Raw genomic sequence first — 19,818 nt, forward strand, 5'->3', positions numbered from 1 at the left:
AGTACGCAACAAAAAAGGCGCCGCGAGGCGCCTTTCAGTTTTATGCGGCAAGTCCTTTGACCAGCACTTCGGCCACGACCTCATTCAGGTCCGCGCCGCGCTCCCTGGCCAGGGTTTGCAGCTGCAGCACCAGGTCGCTGTTGAGTTTGACGGCAAACGGCACCAGGCCCAAGGCCTGGTCGCGCTTGCGCTGTTCGCGGCGGTCAACGACCACCGCTTCCTTGCCGAAGGCGCCGGCGCCGGGAACATTCATCTTTCCCATCAACTTCTTGGCATCGCTTTTCGCCAGGTCGGTCTTTTTCATGGTTGTTTCCTGATTTTCAAAACAGCCATTCTACGCGATCGCCACCGCGACAGGCCGTCATTGCCCGTTATCAAGGCCGCGCCAGGCGCGCGCCACAAAAATATCATCTTGTTATGATCGTTCAATCTCATCCATGAAAGCCACCATCGAGGACGCTATCTGAAAGGAAGCACATGCATTATCCGACTCACCGACTCTATCAATTGCTGCTGCCGGTATGGCTATGTCTGGCGCTGCTGGCCGGCTGCGGCGCCGCCACCAGCACCAGCGAAGCCGTCAATACCCCGCGCAGCGTAACCCACGTGCTCTCTCCCGGCCAGCAGGTCGCCATCACCGCGACCGACACCTTGCGCTTAGAACGCGTCAATGACAGCCGCTGCCGCACCGGCGCCGTGTGCGTCTGGAAGGGTTACGTCAGCTACAGCTTTACCCTGCTGCACAGCGCGGGTGCCACCGACCTGGTGCTGTCCGACTCGATGCCCAATGGCGCCAGCTCGATCACCATCAATCACCTGACTTTCACCTTGCTTGACGTCGACCCGGCCACCCCGCCTGCCGTCGATGCGGCCATGCCGACCTACCGCGTGAAGGTCAAGATCACGCAGGGCGCGCTCAAGCATTAAGATCGTGACGGCAGCGGCTGTCCGCAGGCGCCTGCTCCCTGTCAGCCATGCCATAGTCGCGCAGCACGCCGGCAATGCGCAGGCGGTAATCGTCAAATACACCCTGCCGCCCGGCGCACTGCGCCGCACGATGCGCTTCCAGTTGCCGCCACTGCGCCAACGCCGCCTCATCGCGGAAAAACGACAGCGACAGCAATTTGCCCGGATCGCTGAGACTGCCGAAGCGTTCGATGGAAATGAAACCGTCGACTTCATCGAGCAGCGGGCGCAGCTGCGCGGCCAGTTCCAGATAGTGCGCGCGGCCCTCTTTGCTGGGCCAGACTTCAAAGATTACGGCGATCACGCTGCGGCGCCTTCCGCAAACAACGGAATGCGGGCGTTCGGCGACAGGCGGTAATGCCAGTCCAGCGCCAGCCGCCCGATTGCGCCCGACCATGCCGACAGGATCGCCGCAACAATCGTTTGCGCCACGGCCTGCCCAGGACACCGATGCGCGCCATGGCCGAAGCCCAGGCCTGCACTGGCCAGCAGCACCAGGATCATCTGTCCCTGCCTGATCGCCATGCCGTCCAGCTCAAGGTCGCAGGCGGCGTAGCGGCGCGTATTGTGGATCGCCAGCACGGGTTCGGAATTGTCTTTGCGCAGCGCCAGCACCTCATTGCCCAGCAAGCCGGCGGTCGCTTCGCAGGTTTGCACCAGCAGGCCGATCAGGTTGTCGCGCAGGGCTGGACGAGCGCCAGGGTGCAGCGCACTGAAGGTATCTTGCAAACCCATTGCCGCTGCCTGCGCTCGCGCAACAACAGCCTGGTCAGCCTGCACCGGCATGGCGGCCACAAAATCGCGGGTCCAGCGTGCGATCTGCGGCCTATCTGCCGCGGCAAATCCCAGCATCTGTGCCACGGCATACAGCGGCACATCGAACATCAGTTGATTCAGCTCTGCGGCACTGCCCGGCAAATGATCGCGGGCCAGGCGCGCCGTCTCGTCGTGCAGCCGGGCCAGGTCGATACCGGCCAGCAATTGCATCAGTACCTGCTTCGGCGCGGCATGGCGGGCGCCGTCATTCATGCGCACCAGCTCGGCAAATATTGCGCCGCATGGCGTGCCCAGCAGATGCAGGGGCACTGGCTGGCCGAAGGGCCGTACGTGGCAATCAGGATGGTCCAGCACGGCTTTGACGCCGGCGCCGGCCGCTACCCAGCAGTCCAGGCCCGCGTCGAAACGCAGCGGCGGACCGTCCGCCAGGCGGCGGTAGTAGTCATGGGGCGCGGCGTGCGTGACGGCAGCCAGCGGGTCATGAGGAAGATGAGGGTCGTGCGCGAACATGGCAACTCCATTGCGGTGATGAATGGACGCGAGTATGCTGGCCCTGTCGCCACAACACTTCGCCAGAGAACGAATCATGGATGTCACTCCCGCTCTCGCCTCGGCCGATGCCGGCCTGGCGCAATTGGCCGGCGCGATTGCCGAGCCAGCCCGCGCACGCATGCTGTGCAGCCTGCTTGACGGCCATGCGCGCACGGCCACGGAGCTGTCGGTGCTGGCCGAGGTCGGCGCCTCAACCGCCAGCGCGCATCTGACGCGCCTGTGCAAGGATGGCTTGCTGACGGTGGTGGCGCAGGGCAAGCACCGCTATTACCGGCTGGCCAGCGCCGAGGCGGCGCAGGCGCTTGAAGCGTTGCTGGTGGTAGCAGGATTTTCCCGTCCCCTGTTTACGCCTTCCACGCCGGACCGGCTGCGCCATGCGCGCACCTGCTACGACCATATGGCCGGCACGGTGGCCGTCGCGCTGCATGACCAGCTGCTGGCGCAGCAGTGGCTGCTCGATGAAGGCGGCAACTATCGGCTGACCGAGGCGGGCGTGATCGGCATGGCAGCGCTCGGCATCGACGTGGCGCTGCTGGCCAGCCAGCGCCGCCGCTTTGCCTGTGCCTGCCTGGACTGGAGCGAACGTCGCTTTCATCTGGGTGGCGCCCTGGGCGCGGCAGTGCTGCAGCTGGCACTGCGCCGGAGCTGGGCCGAACGCGAACTCGACAGCCGCGCCCTGTCCATCACGCCGGCGAATCAACAACGTTTGATGGCGGCGTTTGGCGCCAGCTGAACAGCGCGCTATGATCGTGCGACTTTCTTTACAAGGCGCATGATGATCGAGTTCCAGGCTCTCTCCAAACGCTACGGCAGCTTCGACGCTGTCCACCCGCTCACCCTGCACGCAGGCCGTGGCGAGGTGTTCGGCTTCCTGGGCCCGAACGGCGCCGGCAAGACCACCACCATCCGCATGCTGATGGGTATCCTGGTGCCGACCGGCGGACGTGTGCTGATCGACGGTCTCGACTGCCACCGCGATGGCGCAGCCGTCAAGCGCAAGGTGGGCTACCTGCCCGACAATCCGATTTTCTACGACTACCTGCGCGGACGCGAAATACTGCAATTCGTGGCCGAAATGCATGGCTATCCGCGCGCGGAAGCGGCCAAGCGCGCGGCGCGGCTGCTGACCGAATTCGGCCTCGACGAAGCAAGCGACGACTTTGCCGTCAACTATTCGCTGGGCATGAAGAAAAAGCTGGGCCTGGCCTGCGCGCTGATCCACGAGCCGGCCGTGCTGATCCTGGACGAGCCGATCAACGGACTCGATCCGCGCGCCTCGCGCGACGTGCAGGAGCGCTTGCTGCGCATCGCCGCCGCCGGCACCACCATCTTTGTCTCCACCCATTTGCTGGACATGGCCGAAAAGCTGTGCAGCCGCGTCGCCATCATCCACCGCGGCGCGCTGGCCGCCACCGGCAGCCTCGGCGAGATCCGCCAGCAACTGGCCAGCGAAGCCAGCCTGGAAGACATCTTTTTGCAGCTCACCGATGAGGCGGACACGCCGGATACTGCGGCATGACGGTCCCGCCCTCGGCCTTCCGGGCCATCTGGCTGCTGATCCGCCTGCGCCTGCAGCGCCTGCTCAACCTGAGCTGCTCAAGCTTGCTGTTCAGGCGCCACCAGACCGGCAAAAGCCGCGCGGCCTCGCCCGGCAAGCGCCGTGGCCGCTGGATCACCGGCGTATTGCTGCTGGCGCCGATGCTGTTTTCCTTCGGCTCCATCGCCCGCAACAGCGTGCTCAATCTGCATTGCCAGCTCGACGCCGTGGCCGCTTGCGGCCTCCACGGCGGCATGGATGCCGTCAGCACGCAGCTGATGGCCGGGCCGTTCAGCGCGGCGCTGCTGGCCGGCCTGTCATTCCAGCTGACCTTGCTGTGGCTGGTCAGTGTGCTGGTGCCGCTGGGCACGGGCGAGCTGGCGCGCCCGGACTGGGACCTGGAGTGGCTGGTCACCCTGCCCGCCTCGACGAGTACCGTGCTGTGGGCGCGCGTGCTCGAGCGCAGCGTGGCCAATCCGGCCGGCCTGCTGGCGCTGCTACCCACCACCGCCATGATCGCCTGGTATTCGGGTTACGGCTGGTGGTCGCCCCTGCCGGCACTGGCGGCCAGCCTGGTGCTGCTGATGCTGGCCGCGATGCTGCGCACCCTGGTCGATACGGGGTTGCGCCTGTCGCTGGCGCCGTCAAAACTGGGCAATTTGCAGGCGATGATTTCCATCCTCTGCCTGCTGCCCATGTATGCCGGCATGTCGTTTGGCATGGGCACACAGGGCTTTGCCTTTGCGTGGGCCGCCGCCATGCCCGCCTGGAGTGGCTGGACCCCGCCAGGCCTGGCGGTGGCCATGCTCAATGCGCAGGCCGCCGGCAGCGCCCTGCTGGCGGCCGCCGCCCTGCTGGGGCAAGCGGCATTGTTGCTGATGCTGGGCATGGCGGTGTTGCGGCGCCAGTTGCGCCACGGCGTGGTCGGTTCGGGCCAGCGCGCCAGCGTGCGCAAGGCAAGCGGAAAAGTTTCTGCCCAAGCTGGCCGCTGGCAGGTCGGCAGCGTAATCCAGCGGCGCGAACTGACCCTGCTCAAACGCGACCGCAATTTCCTGGTACAAACCATGCTGCTGCCGCTGTTGATACTGGGCGGCCAGGTCGTCTTCACGGGCCGCCTGCAGGACTTGCAGGGCCTGCTGGGCAACCCTGTCCTGCTGGCCTCGACCGGCTTTTTCCTCGGCACCTACACCCTGCTGATGTCGGCGTTCCAGAACCTGCACAAGGAAGGCGGCGCGCTGTGGCTGCTGTACACCTTTCCCGTCGGCGTGGAACAGGCGCTGCGCGAAAAAGCGCAGCTGTGGGCCGTGCTGGCGATGATCTATCCGCTGATCATGTTCGGCATGGCGCTGGCATGGATGCCGGCCTGGCGCTGGGACATGGCCGGCCTGATGCTGCTGGCGCTGGCCGGCATTCCCCTTTATGCCGTGATTGCCGTCGCGCTCGGCGTGTTTGCCAGCGACCCGCTGGCCACCGAAGCGGCGGCAAAGATGCGGTCCACTTATATGTACCTGTACATGTTGCTGACGGGCTTGTATATCGCCGCGCTGGCAGCGGGCAGCCTGGTGCAACAGCTGGTGTTCGTGGTGCTGACCGGCGCACTGGCCGTGGCGCTGTGGCAAAAAGCGCGCGACGAAGTGCCGTATCTGCTGGACCCGGCCGCCTCGCCACCGGCGCGTGTCTCGGCCGCCGACGGCCTGATGGCCGCCATGCTGTTTTTCGTGCTGCAGGTGCTGGCCCTGATGATACTGAAGGAAAAAGGTCCGGCGGACCTGCAGGACAGCGCCCTGGCCTTCGGCATCGCCGGCGCGCTGACGTACGCCACGACGCGCCTGGTCTACTGGCGCAGCAAGACGGCCGGCGTGCCGCGCATACGCAACGACAGCCCGGCCTGGCGCCTGGCGCTGGCCGGCGCGGCGCTGGCGGCTGTGTTCGGCATCGGCTACACCATGCTGCTGCATGTCTATGGCGTCGCGCCACCCGCCTCGCCGCTGCTCGCCGGCCAGTGGAGCTGGCTGTGGCTGGGCGCGCTGGCGGTACTGGCCGCGCCCCTGTTCGAGGAATTCATTTTCCGCGGCCTGATACAGGGCGGCCTGCGCCGCTCGCTGCCGGCCTGGCCGGCGATCGTCATCAGCGCCGCGATCTTTGCCATCGTCCATCCGCCGGCTTCAATGCTGCCCGTGTTCGTGCTGGGCCTGTGCGCCGGCTGGGCGCATGAACGCGGCGGCTCGCTGCTGGTGCCGATGCTGGTGCATGGAATCTATAACGCCGTGGTGCTGGCCTGGCAGTTGGTCATACTCTAAAGAAAATGGCCCGCACGATTGCTCGTGGGGCCATTCGCGCAAGGATTTCCAGCGCTCCGGATTCAGATCACCCGGCTGCGCCTGCGTAAGTAGCTGCGGCTTAATGCGCCTTCCAGTTCCTGCTCCGTCTTGTGCTGGTTTACCGTGTACAGGGCCCACAGGGCCGCCGGCACCCAGCCGATCACAGTGCACTGCATGATCAGGGTGGCGCCGCCTGCAAGCGGGCGCTTCAGCATGAAAAACGTGAGACACGGAAGCAGCAAGGCTATCAGCAATCGCATCACGACATACTCTCCTTCAATCAAAAGCAGCAGACAAGGGCCGGTATCCGGTCCGTCCCCTGCCCGCTGCGTACTGCTCCTTATAAATGCACGGTGATCTGCGGCATCAGGTCGTCAAAAGTGCGGCCATTGCCGTTTTCGCCGATCGCGTGCATTTTCCATTCGCCGTTATGGCGGTACAGCTTGGCCATGATCTGCGCCGTGTGGGCGCCTTGTACGGACAAGTTGAAGCGGGCGATTTCCTGGTTATTGCTGGCATTCAAGATGCGGCAATAGGCGTTTTCCACCTGAGAAAAGTTCTGACCCGTAAAGCTGTTGACGGTAAACACCAGGCTTTTCACGCCGGCCGGTACGTTGGCCAGGTCGACATTGATCTGCTCGTCGTCGCCATCGCCGGCGCCGGTACGGTTGTCGCCCGTGTGAACGATGCTGCCGTCCTTGCTTTTCAGCTGGCGGAACCAGACGATATCGGACACCTTGTTGCTGTCGTCAAACAGCACGCACGAGGCATCGAGATCGACCGCTTCGGTTTTCGAACCGAAACCGAGGAAACCCTTGGTCTTGACCGAATCCCAGCCCAAACCCATGGTGATACGGGTCAGGCTGGTGCCTGCTTCCTTGTCCAGAGAAATCTTCTGGCCCTTGCTCAAATTGACAGACATACGCAGTGCTCCTGTTTGGTTGATTGCTTGTTGACGTTATCGTTACGCCGGCTTGCTCTGGGTCCAGGCCAGGAAGGCGGCGCGGTTGCGCGAGCAGATCAGTATCTTGCCGGTGCCGGAAAACTTCAGCACCATGCCTTCGCCGCTGGTCTGGCTGTTGATCAGGTTGCCCAAAAAGCCGCCGCTGCTGCCGGTGGTAATGGAAATCTCGTATTTAAGACGGTTGTCCCAGCACACGACGTGGGCGTTATCGATTACCACGTCCTTGCCGGGCGTCACCTCCAGTTCCGACATCGCGCCAAAACCGGACACCGCCAGCTGGCCGCTGCCCGCCGTCTCGGTGATAAAGAAACCACCGCTCTGGGCGAACAGCGCATTGCCGATGCTTTGCGTGCGCACCTTCAGTTCCACGCCGGAACTGGCGGCGACAAACGCGCCGTCGCTGATCATGTACTGCTGGCTACCGACTTCCAGCACGCGCATGGCGCCCGGCAAGGTGGGCGACAGCAGGCAATCGCCGTCGCCGCGCAAGGCTTCGACATGCTGCTGAAAGAACGACTCGCCGTTGGCAAAGGTGCGCATCAGCGCAGCGCCAATGCCGCCGGTCATCTTGCCTTTCAGCTCAAGATTGGTTTCCATCATCACCATCGCGTCGGATTCGCAATAGATCTTCTCGCCCTTGGCCAGCGATACATGCAGAAACGGGTCGATATCCCCGGTAACACTAAAAACTGGCATACAAACTGTTCCTTTCCTGGCAATGGTGATGCGGTTTTTACTTAGACGCCGACGCCGAACGATGCGGCGAGTGGACCCAGGCCGCCCTTGTAGCCCTGGCCGATGGCCTTGAATTTCCAATCCGCGCCGTTGCGGTAGATTTCGCCGAACACCATCGCTGTTTCGGCCGAGCCGTCTTCGGACAGGTCGAAGCGGGCGATTTCGGTGTTGCCGTTGGCGTTGATGCAGCGCACATACGCTTTCGACACCATGCCGAAATTCTGCTTGCGCGCTTCGGCGTCGTGGATCGTCACGCAGACGGCGATCTTGTCGACTTCAGGCGGCACGGTCGACAGGTCGACGGTGACGGTTTCATCGTCGCCATCGCCGGCGCCGGTGGTGTTGTCGCCCGAGTGGGTGACGGAACCGTCGCTCGATTTCAGGTTGTTGTAGAAAATCATGTCGACGTCGGCGCGCACCTTGCCATCCGCCTTCAGCAGGAAGACCGAACCGTCGATGTCGAATGCGGCGCCATCGGTGGCGCGGGCATCCCAGCCCAGGCCGATGGTCATCTTGGTGATGCCGGGAGCTTCCTTGCTCAGGTTGACGTTGCCGCCTTTTTGCAGACTGATTGCCATGATGTATTTCTCCTATGTGAAATAAAGATACAGCGAATGTAGTACTTGAACACCTGGCGCCCTCCACCGGCCTGACTCCCCAGGCCGGCGGCGACGCTTGCTACCCATCACAGCAAACCGGTGCAGTCGTTTGCCGCGCATTCCTTGGACTACTTATGCCTTGATTGATTCCAGCGCTTCGGTCTTGCCTTCTTCGAGCGCCATCCGGCGCTTGTAGCGGATCGACGACCACAGCGAGGCGAGGATAAAGGCCACGCCGATCAGGCCCGTGAAGATCTCCGGCACATGGAACTTCATGCTGACCAACATGATCACGGCCAGGATACCGATCGCATAGTGCGCGCCGTGCTCCAGATAAACGAACTCATCCAGCGTACCCTTGCGGACCAGGAACACCGTCATCGAACGCACGAACATCGCGCCGATGGCCAGGCCCAGCATGATGATGACCACATCCTTGGTGATGGCGAACGCGCCGATCACGCCGTCAAAGCTGAACGAAGCATCGAGCACTTCCAGGTACAGGAAGCCGCCAATACCGCCGCGCTTGACGATGTCACCCATATTGCCATTACCGTTATCGCCTTCGAGCAGGCCGCTGATCACGTCGACGCCGACGTAGGTCAGGATGCCCCACAGGCCTGCCGTCAATACCACCAGTTTCTGTGCGTCTTCGATCATGCCCAGGCTGGCCATCAGGGTGCCCAGCGCGATCATCACGGAAATCGAGGAAACCTTGCCCAGCGCGCCCAGCTTTTCTTCGAAGCGGCCCAGCCAGTGGGTTTCTTTCTCATGGTCCAGCAGGAAGTTCAGGAACACCAGCAGCAGGAAGATGCCGCCGAAGGCCGCCACTTCCGCATGGTGATTCGTCAGGTGCATCGAATACTGTTCCGGATCGCTGAGCGCCAGGTTCCACACTTCCAGCAAACCGAGGTCGGCCGCTTGCGCCACGATCACCAGCGGGAACAGCAGGCGCATGCCGAACACGGCGATGATAATGCCGACGCCGAGGAACAGGCCCTGCCAGAATTTGTCCCAGGTCTTCAGCACCGACGCGTTGACGACCGCGTTATCGAACGACAGCGATACCTCCATAATGCCCAGAATGATGGCTATCCCGAGTGCCGACAGCATGGTGGACACCCCGCCATGCGTGTAACCCCACCAGGCCGAGATGGCCAGGCAGATAAATGTCACGATGAATGACACTCTGAAATGCTTCATCAATTCTCCTATTAAATTGCAAACAATGAGAGGCAGTATAGGCGCGCACGATTGATTTAAAAATGGAAGATAATGGAAGCATTACTTCGTAAAAACAGAAGATTGGACTAACCATGAAAACCACGGGCTTCAATTACCGCCATCTGTACTTCTTCTGGGTGGTGGCCAAGGAAGGCGGCGTGACGCGCGCTGCTGAACGGCTGGGCCTGGCCGTGCAGACCATCAGCACCCAGCTGGCGCTGCTGGAAAAGGAACTGGGCAAGTCGCTGCTGCAGCCGCAGGGCCGGCGCCTGGTGCCGACCGAAGCGGGCCGGCTGGCACTCGGCTATGCGGACCAGATCTTTCTGCTGGGCGAACGGATGCAGGATGCGCTGGGCGACACCGAGGCGGAAAAAATGCGCCTGACGGTCGGCATCTCGGACTCCCTGCCGAAACTGATGGCGTACCGCATGCTCGACGCCACGCGCAGCCTGGGCCAGCCCGTCAAGCTGGTGTGCCTGGAAGACGAGTTCGAGTCACTGCTGGCCGACCTGGCGCTGCACAAGCTGGACCTGGTGCTGACGGACCGGGCCGTGCCGGCCGGCGCCAGCCTGCGCGTGGCCAGCCACCTGTGGGGCGAGAGCGCGATGAAACTGTTCGGCGTGCCGGCGCTGGCCGGACAATACCGTGACGATTTTCCCAGGCGCCTGAGCGGCGCGCCGTTCCTGCTGCCGACGCGCAATAACGCCCTGCGCGGCCGCATTGACGAATGGATGGTGCAGCAGGGCGTGCGGCCCGATGTGGTGGGCGAATTCGAGGACAACGCCATGCTCAACGCGTTCGGGCGCAAAGGCCTGGGCCTGTTTTTCGCGCCCGCATCGCTGGCCGATGAAATTGCGGCACAGTTCGGCGCCGTGCTGGTCGGCGAAGCGTCATCGTTGCGCGAGCAGTTCTATGTGATCTCGAACGAACGCAAGATCATGCATCCGGCGCTGGGCGTCATTCTGGCTGCCGTGCAAAAGCCCCGCAGCGCCCACTCACATTTATCAGACAATCCGATAAATCCATTCGAAAATAACGTTTGAATAATTAATCGAAAGCGATTGTAATCAAGCCTGAGACAAGCACGCGCACGCCGGCACGACAGGCGCGTGACCACCATAAAAATACAGGAGACAGCATGTCCACGGCAGGCAGAACGATCGATATTCCCGATCTGATCAACAACAACAAAATAGGCTCGTTCCAGATCGGCATGCTGATCCTGTGCGGACTGTGCGTCATCATGGACGGCTTCGACGTGCAGGCGATGGGCTATGTGGCGCCGGCGATCATTGCCGATTGGCATGTCAGCAAGGCCAACCTGGGTCCCGTGTTTGGCGCTGGCTTGCTGGGGATGCTGGTCGGTTCGCTGGTCTTCAGCATCACGGCCGACAAATTCGGCCGCCGCCCCGTGCTGATCGGTTCGACCATCTTCTTTTCGCTGTGCATGCTGGTCACGCCACTGGCCACCAGCATCGAACAGCTGCAGCTGATCCGCTTTATTACCGGTCTCGGCCTGGGTGCGGTGATGCCGAACGCGATGGCGCTGGCCGGCGAATACAGCCCGCTGCGCAAGAAAGTGACGCTGATGATGCTGGTCTCGTGCGGCTTCACACTGGGCGCGGTGCTGGGCGGGCTGCTGTCGGCCGCCTTGATTCCCGCGTTCGGCTGGCAGTCGGTGTTCTATGTGGGCGGCGTGGTGCCGCTGGCGATTGGCGTGCTGATGTTCTTCCTGCTGCCCGAATCGATGCAGTTCCTGGTGCTGAAGAAAAAGAACCTGCACAAGGTGGCGCAATGGCTCAAGCGCATCGACCCGAGCGTGACGATTACGCCCGACACCCAGTATGTGGTGCACGAGAAGGAATCGCGCGGCGCGCCCGTGCTGGCGCTGTTTCGCGAAGGCCGCGCCAGGATGACGATCTTGCTGTGGGTCATCAACTTCATGAATTTGCTGAATCTGTACTTTTTGTCAAACTGGCTGCCAACGATTGCGAAAGAAGCGGGCCTGTCGACCGCCAACGCCGTGCTGGCCGGCACCGCGCTGCAAGTGGGCGGCACCATCGGCACCTTGGTGATGGGCCAGCTGATCGACCGCTCCAGCTTCCGCCGCATTTTGCTGCCGTGTTTCCTGGTCGCCGCCGTGGCGATTGCCCTGATCGGCCGTCCGGACGTGTCGCTGGCGTTCCTGTTCATCACCATCTTTATCGCCGGATTCTGCATCGTCGGCGGCCAGCCGGCCGTCAATGCACTGGCGGCCAGCTACTATCCGACCACGCTGCGCTCGACCGGCATCGGCTGGAGCCTGGGCGTGGGCCGCATCGGCTCGATTATCGGCCCGGTGCTCGGTGGCGAGCTGATCCGCCTGAACTGGCCGAACAGCACGATCTTTCTCGTGGTGGCGATCCCGGCCGTGGTGTCGGCGCTGATGGTATGGAGCATGCGCGCCGAACGCACCTCGGGACAGGCGCCGCGCGCCGGCATCAAGGCCTGACCCTGCTGACGTAGCGTGCGTCGTTGCAACATTGCATGTTTTATACTTAAGTACCTTACTACTTGAGTGCACCGACATGACCAACAATGTGAACAACGGCGCGGCGCCCAGCCTGCTGGCGACAGCGTGGGAACAGCGCGAAACCACGCTCTACAAAACGCTGTTCGGCGACCTGGGTCCGGGCATCTATCCGCTCGGCATGCCTTTGTTTGAAGAGCTGTTCAACTGCACCGAAGTCGATCCGCGCTGGCTGCATATCGGCGTGTTCGAGTGCCCGCCCACGGCAGAGCGTCCCCACTGGCTGTATGTGTCGTCGGGCCTGTCCAATCCGTGGGACGCGGACGCCTCGGAACACGATGACTGGTCGGGGCTGGGCCGCGAACTGCTGCTCGAATGCCCGCAGCAATCACCGTGGGCATTGGCCATGGTGCGCCGCTTCGCTGCCTATCAAATATTGTTGGCCGCAGGCCACTTCGGCGATCAGGAGCCGCTCGACGCCTGGGACCGCATGTCGGTGGGCGGCCCCATCGATGGCGAGAAGTCTGCGCTGAGCGCCATCATCATGACGCCGAGCGCCCATTTCCCGGACGAATACCAGCTGGCATCGGGCAAATTTGCCTTCCTGCAGATCATCGGCCTGACCGCAGCGGAGCTGGCCCATGGCCGTGCGCATGACTTCGAGGACCTGCTGCAGACGCTGGCCCGGCAGGGCGCGGCGCCGCTGGTTGATGCCGGACGCAACAGTATTGTGTAAAACGATTGTGTAACACTGCGCGCCGATTTGCCGGAAATTAGCATCCTGTGCCCTTCGTCGTTTAAGATGACGTTTTAACAGCCCATCTTTCTGCGCCTCCATGCACAATGTTTTACTCGTCCTGCTCGCCTTTTTCCTGGTCGCGCTCAATGGATTTTTTGTTGCCGCCGAATTTGGCATCGTCACCTTGCGCCGCACGCGCATCCGGGCCATCGCCAAGACACAGGGACTGCGGGGCCGCATTTTGGCCAAGGTGCATGGCCAGCTCGACGCCTACCTGTCCGCCTGCCAGCTGGGCATCACGCTCGCTTCGCTGGGCCTGGGCTGGGTCGGCGAGCCGGCCTTTGCCGGCCTGCTCGAACCGCTGTTCGGCGCCATCGGCGTCAGTTCGCAGGAACTGATCCACGGCATCTCGTTCGTGCTGGCCTTCAGCGTAATTTCTTTCCTGCATATTGTGGTGGGCGAACTGGCGCCCAAGTCGATGGCGATCCGCAACCCGGAAGCGGTTGGCCTGTGGAGCGCGATTCCGCTGTACGGCTTTTACTGGGCCATGTATCCGGCCATCTACCTGCTCAACGCCAGCGCCAACTGGGTGCTGCGCCTGGCGGGCCTGGCCGGCAAGGGCGGCCACGACGCGCACTATTCGTCGGAAGAGCTGAAACTGATCCTGCGCACCAGCCAGCCCGGCGAAAAATTTACGCGCGACGAACGCAATATCCTGGCCCAGTCGCTCGATTTCGAACAGATGACGGTATCGGACCTGATGCGCCCGCTCAATGAGGTGGTGGCGCTGTACGCCTCGGAAACGCTGGAACAGAACCTGGAAACCGTGCTGCGCAACCGCTTCAGCCGCTACCCCTACTTCGATACCAACGAGGACGACGTGCTGGGCGTGGTGCACCTGAAAGACCTGTTTTTCGCGCAGCAGGCCGGCAAGACCATCAGCTCGCTCAAGCCCTTCCTGCGCCCCGTGGACATCATTTCCGCGCGCACCCCGGCACTGGAACTGTTCCGCCGCTTTCGCGACGGCGCGCCGCACTTTGCGCTGATCGGCGAAAAGGGCAAGCGCCCGGTCGGCTTCATCACGCTCGACAATTTGCTGGGCGCCATGGTGGGCGAGATCCGCGACGAATTCCGCCGCAATGAGAACGACTGGCTCAAGCAGAGCGACGGCACCCTGATCGGCAAGGCCAGCCTGCCCATCTTCTCGCTCGAACGTATCCTTGGCATCGATATCGAAAACGAGGAGCTGGGCCTGGACGATGTGGAATCGGTCGGCGGCCTGATCATGGTCAAGCTGGGCGATATCCCGAAGCAGGGCCAGCGCATCACCTTTGTCGACTTCGATATCGTCGTCAAGAAGATGAACGGCCCGCGCATCGTGCTGATCAAGGTGATCCCGAAACAGGAACGCGACCTGGACGCCGACCTGCGCGACTAGGGCTTTTTATCGGACAAGGAATCCTTACCCTGCGGCACGGTCGTCACGCCCAGGGTCCAGGTTTGCAGCAGGCTGTACAGTACCGCCAGCAGGGTCGGGCCGATAAAGATGCCGACAAAGCCGAACGCCAGCACGCCGCCGAGCACGCCCAGCAGCACCAGCAGGAATGGCAGGCTGCTGCCGCGGCTGATCAGGAGCGGCTTGACGACATTGTCGACGCCACTGATCAACAGACCGCCCCATACCAGCATGAAGATGCCCCAGCCCGTCTCGCCGCCATTGAACAGCCAGATGGCAGCGCCGCCCCACACCAGCGGCGGGCCGACCGGCACCAGCGACAGCACGAACGTGGCAATCCCCAGCAAGGCCACCGCCGGCACGCCGGCAATCAGGAACCCCAACACCGCCACCAATGCCTGCGCCAGCGCCGTACCCAGCAGGCCATACATCACGCCGCGTATCGTGCGGCTGATGGTCAGCGCCACGCCCGGTGCACTGGGCCCGATAATGCGCGCGCTACCCAGCAGCAAGGCGTCGCGCAGCAGCTGGCCGTCGCGGTACAAAAAGAAACTGACGAATACGGCCAGGCTGGTCTGCGCCACGCCGCTGCCCAGCACGATGCCGCCGGAGGTCAGGAAATGGCGGGCCGGCTCCAGCATGTTCTTGCCCAAATTGAGCAATTCCTCGCGGTCTTCCATAATGCGGCGCACATAGCCGTCCAGGGTTTCGCCGATCAGCGGAATGCTGGCCAGCCAGGCCGGCGGATGCAGCGCGCCTTCGTCGAGCGCGAGGCGCAACTGTTCATAGATGCGCGCGACATTGTCGGCCAGGTTGTAGGTGACCAGCACCAGCGGCAGCACGATCACCAGTACCAGCGAGACGGTCATGATGGCGGCCGCCAGGTTGCGCCGGCCCTTGAGGCGGTTGAGCATGAGCAGGTACAGCGGCCAGCTGGAGATGCTGACGCAGACGGCGAACAGCATTGCCGGCAGGAAGGGACGCAGCACGAAAAAACAGCCGATCAGCAGGAAGATGACGGCTGCCAGGCGCGCATACGGCTCGAAACGTTTTTCCATGTACTGCCATCCCTGAAAGCGAAGCCCGGCGGCGCCGGGCACGGGCTCAGGATAGCAGAAGTTTAAGGTCGTGCGCGATGGCGGCCGGCTTCTCGCCGTGGCGCACGAACAGGCGGATCTTGCCCTGGCGGTCGAACACATAGGTGCCGGCCGTATGGTCGACCGTATAGCTATCGTCCGTTTCGCCCTCGACCTTGGCGTAGTACACCTTGAACTCCTTGGCCACCCTGGCGGTCGCGGCCAGGTCGCCGTACAGGCCGACAAAGCGCTTGTCGAAGGCCGGCACGTATTCGGCCAGCAGCGCCTGCTTGTCGCGTTCCGGGTCGACCGTGACGAACAGCACTTGCACCTGGTCGGCCTGCGGGCCCATCTCTTTCATTACCTGCGCCATGTCGGCCATGGTGGTCGGGCACACATCCGGGCATTGCGTGTAGCCGAAAAAGATCAGCACCAGCTTGCCCTTGTAGTCGGCCAGCGTGCGCGGCGTGCCCGTGTGGTCGGTCAGCGCAAACTCGCGCGCATAGCCAAGGCCCGTCACATCGGTATTGATAAAGGCGGGTTTCGGCGCTTCGGGCTGGCCGCAGCCGGCCAGCAGCAAGGTCGTCAACAAGGTCGTCAACAACAGGCAAAAGAGTTTTTTCATGAGCCAAGCGGAATATAGTGGTCGACCAGCAGCGCCACGAACAGCAGCGACAGGTAGATGATGGAATAGGTAAACGCTTTCCTCGCGATCAGGTCCGTGTACTTGCGGTACATCTGCCACGAGTAATACAGGAAGCCGGCATTGAGCACCACGGCCGACACCAGATAGATCAGTCCGCTCATGCGCACGGCATACGGCATCAGGGTGGTGGCAGCCAGCGCGATCGAATACAGCCACACGTGGAACTGCGTGAACTTCAGGCCGTGCGTGACGGGCAGCATCGGCAGGCCCGAGCGCGCGTAGTCGTCGCGGCGGTACATGGCCAGCGCCCAGAAGTGCGGCGGGGTCCAGACAAAAATGATCAGCACCAGCAGCCACGCCTGCATCGGCACGTCGTTGGCCACCGCCGCCCAGCCCAGCGCCGGCGGCATGGCGCCGGACAGGCCGCCGATGACGATGTTCTGCGGCGTGGCAGGTTTCAGCACCATCGTGTAGATCAGCGCGTAGCCGACAAAGGTGACAAAGGTCAGCCACATGGTCAGCGGATTGACCAGGTAATACAGGATGCCCATGCCCAGGCCGCCGATCACCAGCGCGAACACCACCGTCTGTTTTACCGTGATGTCGCCCATCGCCATCGGCCGGCGCGCCGTGCGCGCCATGCGCGCATCGATCTCGCGCTCGGCCAGGCAGTTGACGGCAAACGCGGCGCCGGCCAGCAGCCAGATGCCGATGGTGCCGAACACCACCGGCTGCCAGTGCGGCAACTCCTCGCTGGCCAGGAACATGCCGATCACGGCGCAAAACACGGCCAGCTGCGTCACGCGCGGCTTGGTCAGCGCCCAGTACTGGGCGAGGCGGGGGGAGGGTTTGCTGCTGATGGTCTGAGTAGTCATTATGAGATACGGGAAGTGCTGCCTGGCGCCGTGGGCACTGTCGCGCTGGTGGAAGCGCGATAAACGCTGCGCTGGAGCGCGGCATCGAGCTGGAATTTGGCCTTGTAGTTTAACATGGTCAGCAACAACACGAGCAGCGCCGCCCCGCCGTTATGCATGACGGCAATCGCCAGCGGCCAGTTCAGGTAGATGGTGGCCAGGCCGGTGCCTGCCTGCAGCGCCAGCACCAGCGCAATCCAGCGGGCCGTGCCGCGCAAGGACGGCAGCTTCCACGCGCGGAACACGGTATAGCCGATGCCGGCCAGCACGACGAACGCAAAATTGCGGTGCACCCAGTGGATCGCCGTCAGTGCCGAGAACGGCAGATAGTGGCCGGTGGCCGTCTTGCCCAGCTCGCGCCACAGGTGAAAACCGTGCTCGAAATCCATCTCGGGAATCACCTTGCCGCCGCATAGCGGAAAGTCGGTGCAGGCCAGGGTCGCGTAATTGGTGCTGACCCAGCCGCCCAGCGCGATCTGCACCAGCAGCAGCACGCCCGAGAAAATTGCCAGCGTACGCACGGGGCGCAATACGGCGGATGGCGCATCGGCATTCAGCACGGGAGAGACCGCATGATCCTGGCGCCCGCCCAGCCACACCAGCAGAGACAAGAGACCCATGCCCAGCAGCAAATGGATGGTGACGATCACCGGCTGCAGTTTCAGGGTAACCGTCCAGGCGCCAAATGCACCTTGCAGGCAGACAAAGAAAAACAGCGCCGTCGGCAGGGCCGGGGCGAATTCCTGGCGGTGGTTTTTTCGCCACTGGCGCCATGCCTGCACCATCATCGCCACGATCAGCACGCCGATCGCCATCGCCAGGTAGCGGTGCGTCATTTCGATCCACGCCTTGACCACCGTCACGGGGCCGGTCGGCATCAGCGTTTCGGCGGCCACGATATGTTCGTGCGCCAGGAAGGGGTTGGCCGAGCCGTAGCAGCCTGGCCAGTCCGGGCAGCCGAGGCCGGAATCGGACAGGCGCGTAAAGCCGCCAAACATGATCAGGTCGACCGTCAGGAACACGGCGATCCAGACGAGTTTGCGGTATTTGTTGGCGTCGGACGACACCCATACCATGGTCAACGGCAGCAGCGCCACCAGCAAACCCGTCAGGCCCAGCTGGGCCAGTGCGGAAAGATGCATTGCAGGCATGTGGGCTCCTTAACCGATCGCCGAAGCTTTGAGCAGCTTGGCGATGTCTTTCTTGACTTTGGTCGGGTCCGCATCTTTCGGGAAACGCATCATCAGGTTGCCCAGCGGGTCGATCAGGTACAGGTGATCGTCTATCTTGCCGCCCGGCTCCACCGGCAGCCACGCCCTGATGGCGTCGCCATTGACGCGCAGCATATTGGTGCCGTCGTATTCGCGCATCACGATGGTGTCGATCGGCTGCGGGTCGGTAATCAGCCAGACGCGCTCGATGCGCTCCATTTCCTTGCCTTGCGTCAGGCGCAGCTGCTGCATGGCAAACAGCTGCTGCTTGCAGGCGTCCTGGCAATCGGACGGCCCCGTTTGCAGCATGACCCACTTGCCCTTGAATTGTTCCAGGGGCGACGGCTTGCCATCGAGTTCCGTCACCTGCAATTTGGCTTCCGGTATCGGATACTGGCGCGGATCGATCAATGCGCCATAGTTGTTGCGGCTGCTGGGCTTGATGATGTAATACGTCACATACGAGGCGATAATCGGAAAGGCACAGACGGCCACCACGGCCAGCAGTTTCCAGCGGCCGGTAATTTGCGCTTTGCTATCGGGAAGAGTTGTTTGCACGTCGAAATCCTGTAAAGACAAAAAATAAGAAGGCCATCAGCGCCAGGGCCAACCACTGGAAGGCGTAGCCGCGATGCTTGTCGGCGCCGAGGTCGGGCGCCGGCCAGTCGCGCACGGGCAGTGCGCCTGAGACCGGGCCAGTCTGTTCGACCAGCAGCGGCTGGAACGCCAGGCCGCTGGCCTGCGCCAGCTGCGCGATATCGGCATTTTGCACGATGGCCTGCGGCGCCAGAGGCGCGGCCGTGCCCAGCTGCATCACATGGCCGGCGTTCAGGCGGGCAATGCCCTGTATGGTGACGGTGCCGGTGGGCGTCGTGTAATCGGCAATGCGCGTGCGGTCGGCATTATTGCGCGGCAGCCAGCCCTGCGCCACCAGCACATGCACGCTTGAACCGTCGATGCGAAAGGGAGTGAGCACATGCAAGCCGGCCTGGCCCTTGTACGGGCGGTTGTCCAGGTAGACGGTCCAGGCCGGCACGAAGTGGCCGGTGAGCGTCACGCGGCGGTACTCGATCGCTTCGGCGTCCACCGGCAGCAGGGGCGCGGCCGTCAATGCCAGCGGCGCGGCCAGGTTGCCCGCTTGCAGTTTGGCGGCGCGGGCGATTTTCTCTTCCGCGCGGCGCTGCTGCCATTGCGCCAGCGACAGGCCCAGCGTCACCAGCAGCAGCATGACCACAAATGGTATCCACCGAAAGCGGAATGGGAAGCGTATTGGCATTACAATGAAACCTCCTCAGAGCGGGCCTTGCCATCCATGAAAATCGTTGTCGCCATCGCGTTTATCCTGATTTTGGGCAGCCTCGGCTCGGCCCTGTTTTTCCTGATGCGCGACAAGGGCAAGAGCAACCGCACCGTGCAGGCGCTGGCCATGCGCGTGGGGTTTTCGATTGCGCTGTTTTTGCTGATCTTGCTGGCGCACCGGCTGGGGTATATCCAGCCTACCGGTATTCATTAAACCCAGCGGCAAGGACCGGGGTCGGACCCTCAGGGTCCGATCCCAGCATTTCGCTGGGTTCACATTGTCTCAATAGCAA

Annotated in this window: 23 protein-coding genes; 9 read left to right on the plus strand and 14 right to left on the minus strand. The window is 62.8% G+C overall.

All coding sequences use genetic code 11. The features are described from left to right. Positions 1-40: 40 nt before the first annotated feature. A complete protein-coding gene (locus RTQ46_RS08040) occupies positions 41-304 on the minus strand; it encodes a hypothetical protein (RefSeq protein WP_312435745.1) in 264 nt (87 codons plus the stop codon). 173 nt (positions 305-477) lie between these two features. On the opposite strand from RTQ46_RS08040, the gene RTQ46_RS08045 reads away from it, so the two are divergent. Next, positions 478-927 (plus strand): hypothetical protein, encoded by a 450-nt coding sequence (locus RTQ46_RS08045; protein ID WP_312435747.1) that lies wholly within the window; start codon positions 478-480, stop codon positions 925-927. Here the strand turns inward: RTQ46_RS08045 and RTQ46_RS08050 are convergent. Together RTQ46_RS08050 and RTQ46_RS08055 are read right to left on the minus strand one after the other, a co-directional pair. Continuing rightward, positions 917-1,270 carry an antibiotic biosynthesis monooxygenase gene (locus RTQ46_RS08050; RefSeq protein ID WP_312435749.1) on the minus strand — a complete coding sequence of 118 codons (354 nt, stop codon included), beginning with the start codon at positions 1,268-1,270 and terminating at the stop codon, positions 917-919. The genes RTQ46_RS08045 and RTQ46_RS08050 overlap by 11 nt on opposite strands. Next, on the minus strand, positions 1,267-2,253 hold the full coding sequence (locus tag RTQ46_RS08055; protein WP_312435750.1) for a cytochrome P450: 987 nt from the start codon (positions 2,251-2,253) through the stop codon (positions 1,267-1,269). The genes RTQ46_RS08050 and RTQ46_RS08055 overlap by 4 nt, the downstream gene beginning before the upstream one ends. Before the next feature lie 76 nt (positions 2,254-2,329). Between RTQ46_RS08055 and RTQ46_RS08060 the strand changes: the two genes are divergently transcribed. Genes RTQ46_RS08060 through RTQ46_RS08070 form a run of 3 tightly spaced genes read left to right on the plus strand, consistent with a single transcriptional unit; the run spans position 2,330 to position 6,132 of the window. Then, positions 2,330-3,028 carry a helix-turn-helix transcriptional regulator gene (locus RTQ46_RS08060; protein ID WP_312435752.1) on the plus strand — a complete coding sequence of 233 codons (699 nt, stop codon included), beginning with the start codon at positions 2,330-2,332 and terminating at the stop codon, positions 3,026-3,028. Between the two features lie 39 nt (positions 3,029-3,067). Continuing rightward, a complete protein-coding gene (locus RTQ46_RS08065; protein WP_312435754.1) occupies positions 3,068-3,814 on the plus strand; it encodes an ABC transporter ATP-binding protein in 747 nt (248 codons plus the stop codon). Then, on the plus strand, positions 3,811-6,132 hold the full coding sequence (locus RTQ46_RS08070) for a type II CAAX endopeptidase family protein (protein ID WP_312435756.1): 2,322 nt from the start codon (positions 3,811-3,813) through the stop codon (positions 6,130-6,132). The genes RTQ46_RS08065 and RTQ46_RS08070 overlap by 4 nt, the downstream gene beginning before the upstream one ends. A gap of 62 nt (positions 6,133-6,194) precedes the next feature. On the opposite strand, the gene RTQ46_RS08075 is transcribed toward RTQ46_RS08070, so the two are convergent. The 5 genes from RTQ46_RS08075 to RTQ46_RS08095 all read right to left on the minus strand — a co-directional run bounded on the left by RTQ46_RS08075 (position 6,195) and on the right by RTQ46_RS08095 (position 9,654). Beyond that, a complete protein-coding gene (locus RTQ46_RS08075) occupies positions 6,195-6,413 on the minus strand; it encodes a YqaE/Pmp3 family membrane protein (protein WP_312435757.1) in 219 nt (72 codons plus the stop codon). An 80-nt stretch (positions 6,414-6,493) separates the two neighbouring features. After that, positions 6,494-7,075: a TerD family protein gene (locus tag RTQ46_RS08080; RefSeq protein ID WP_312435759.1), complete on the minus strand. Its 582-nt coding sequence runs from the start codon at positions 7,073-7,075 to the stop codon at positions 6,494-6,496. A 42-nt stretch (positions 7,076-7,117) separates the two neighbouring features. Beyond that, entirely contained in the window at positions 7,118-7,813 is a 696-nt protein-coding gene (locus RTQ46_RS08085; RefSeq protein ID WP_312435761.1) for a TIGR00266 family protein, read from the minus strand. Positions 7,814-7,854: 41 nt separating this feature from the next. Further along, entirely contained in the window at positions 7,855-8,430 is a 576-nt protein-coding gene (locus tag RTQ46_RS08090; protein ID WP_312435762.1) for a TerD family protein, read from the minus strand. 153 nt (positions 8,431-8,583) lie between these two features. Next, positions 8,584-9,654 (minus strand): DUF475 domain-containing protein, encoded by a 1,071-nt coding sequence (locus RTQ46_RS08095; RefSeq protein WP_312435764.1) that lies wholly within the window; start codon positions 9,652-9,654, stop codon positions 8,584-8,586. 113 nt (positions 9,655-9,767) lie between these two features. On the opposite strand from RTQ46_RS08095, the gene nhaR reads away from it, so the two are divergent. The 4 genes from nhaR (at position 9,768) to RTQ46_RS08115 (ending at position 14,361) form a co-directional block, all read left to right on the plus strand. Beyond that, positions 9,768-10,718, plus strand: coding sequence for a transcriptional activator NhaR (nhaR, locus tag RTQ46_RS08100; protein ID WP_312435765.1), 951 nt, complete (start codon positions 9,768-9,770; stop codon positions 10,716-10,718). Positions 10,719-10,813: 95 nt separating this feature from the next. After that, positions 10,814-12,166: an MFS transporter gene (locus RTQ46_RS08105; RefSeq protein WP_312435767.1), complete on the plus strand. Its 1,353-nt coding sequence runs from the start codon at positions 10,814-10,816 to the stop codon at positions 12,164-12,166. 76 nt (positions 12,167-12,242) lie between these two features. Beyond that, positions 12,243-12,920: a suppressor of fused domain protein gene (locus RTQ46_RS08110; RefSeq protein ID WP_312435768.1), complete on the plus strand. Its 678-nt coding sequence runs from the start codon at positions 12,243-12,245 to the stop codon at positions 12,918-12,920. A gap of 100 nt (positions 12,921-13,020) precedes the next feature. Beyond that, on the plus strand, positions 13,021-14,361 hold the full coding sequence (locus tag RTQ46_RS08115; RefSeq protein WP_312435770.1) for a hemolysin family protein: 1,341 nt from the start codon (positions 13,021-13,023) through the stop codon (positions 14,359-14,361). On the opposite strand, the gene RTQ46_RS08120 is transcribed toward RTQ46_RS08115, so the two are convergent. Genes RTQ46_RS08120 through RTQ46_RS08145 form a run of 6 tightly spaced genes read right to left on the minus strand, consistent with a single transcriptional unit; the run spans position 14,358 to position 19,454 of the window. Further along, positions 14,358-15,437, minus strand: coding sequence for an AI-2E family transporter (locus tag RTQ46_RS08120; RefSeq protein WP_312435771.1), 1,080 nt, complete (start codon positions 15,435-15,437; stop codon positions 14,358-14,360). The genes RTQ46_RS08115 and RTQ46_RS08120 overlap by 4 nt on opposite strands. Before the next feature lie 46 nt (positions 15,438-15,483). Beyond that, positions 15,484-16,080, minus strand: coding sequence for an SCO family protein (locus RTQ46_RS08125; protein WP_312435772.1), 597 nt, complete (start codon positions 16,078-16,080; stop codon positions 15,484-15,486). Next, on the minus strand, positions 16,077-16,976 hold the full coding sequence (gene cyoE, locus RTQ46_RS08130) for a heme o synthase (protein ID WP_312435774.1): 900 nt from the start codon (positions 16,974-16,976) through the stop codon (positions 16,077-16,079). The genes RTQ46_RS08125 and cyoE overlap by 4 nt, the downstream gene beginning before the upstream one ends. Continuing rightward, entirely contained in the window at positions 16,976-18,157 is a 1,182-nt protein-coding gene (locus RTQ46_RS08135; RefSeq protein WP_312435838.1) for a COX15/CtaA family protein, read from the minus strand. The genes cyoE and RTQ46_RS08135 overlap by 1 nt, the downstream gene beginning before the upstream one ends. A gap of 18 nt (positions 18,158-18,175) precedes the next feature. Next, positions 18,176-18,784: an SCO family protein gene (locus RTQ46_RS08140; protein WP_312435775.1), complete on the minus strand. Its 609-nt coding sequence runs from the start codon at positions 18,782-18,784 to the stop codon at positions 18,176-18,178. Next, positions 18,762-19,454 carry an SURF1 family protein gene (locus RTQ46_RS08145; RefSeq protein WP_312435840.1) on the minus strand — a complete coding sequence of 231 codons (693 nt, stop codon included), beginning with the start codon at positions 19,452-19,454 and terminating at the stop codon, positions 18,762-18,764. The genes RTQ46_RS08140 and RTQ46_RS08145 overlap by 23 nt, the downstream gene beginning before the upstream one ends. A gap of 84 nt (positions 19,455-19,538) precedes the next feature. Between RTQ46_RS08145 and RTQ46_RS08150 the strand changes: the two genes are divergently transcribed. Then, positions 19,539-19,739, plus strand: coding sequence for a twin transmembrane helix small protein (locus tag RTQ46_RS08150; protein ID WP_312435777.1), 201 nt, complete (start codon positions 19,539-19,541; stop codon positions 19,737-19,739). Positions 19,740-19,818 lie beyond the last annotated feature (79 nt).

Origin of the sequence: Janthinobacterium sp. (assembly GCF_031995485.1) — a bacterium.
Taxonomy (GTDB): Bacteria; Pseudomonadota; Gammaproteobacteria; order Burkholderiales; family Burkholderiaceae_D; genus Janthinobacterium.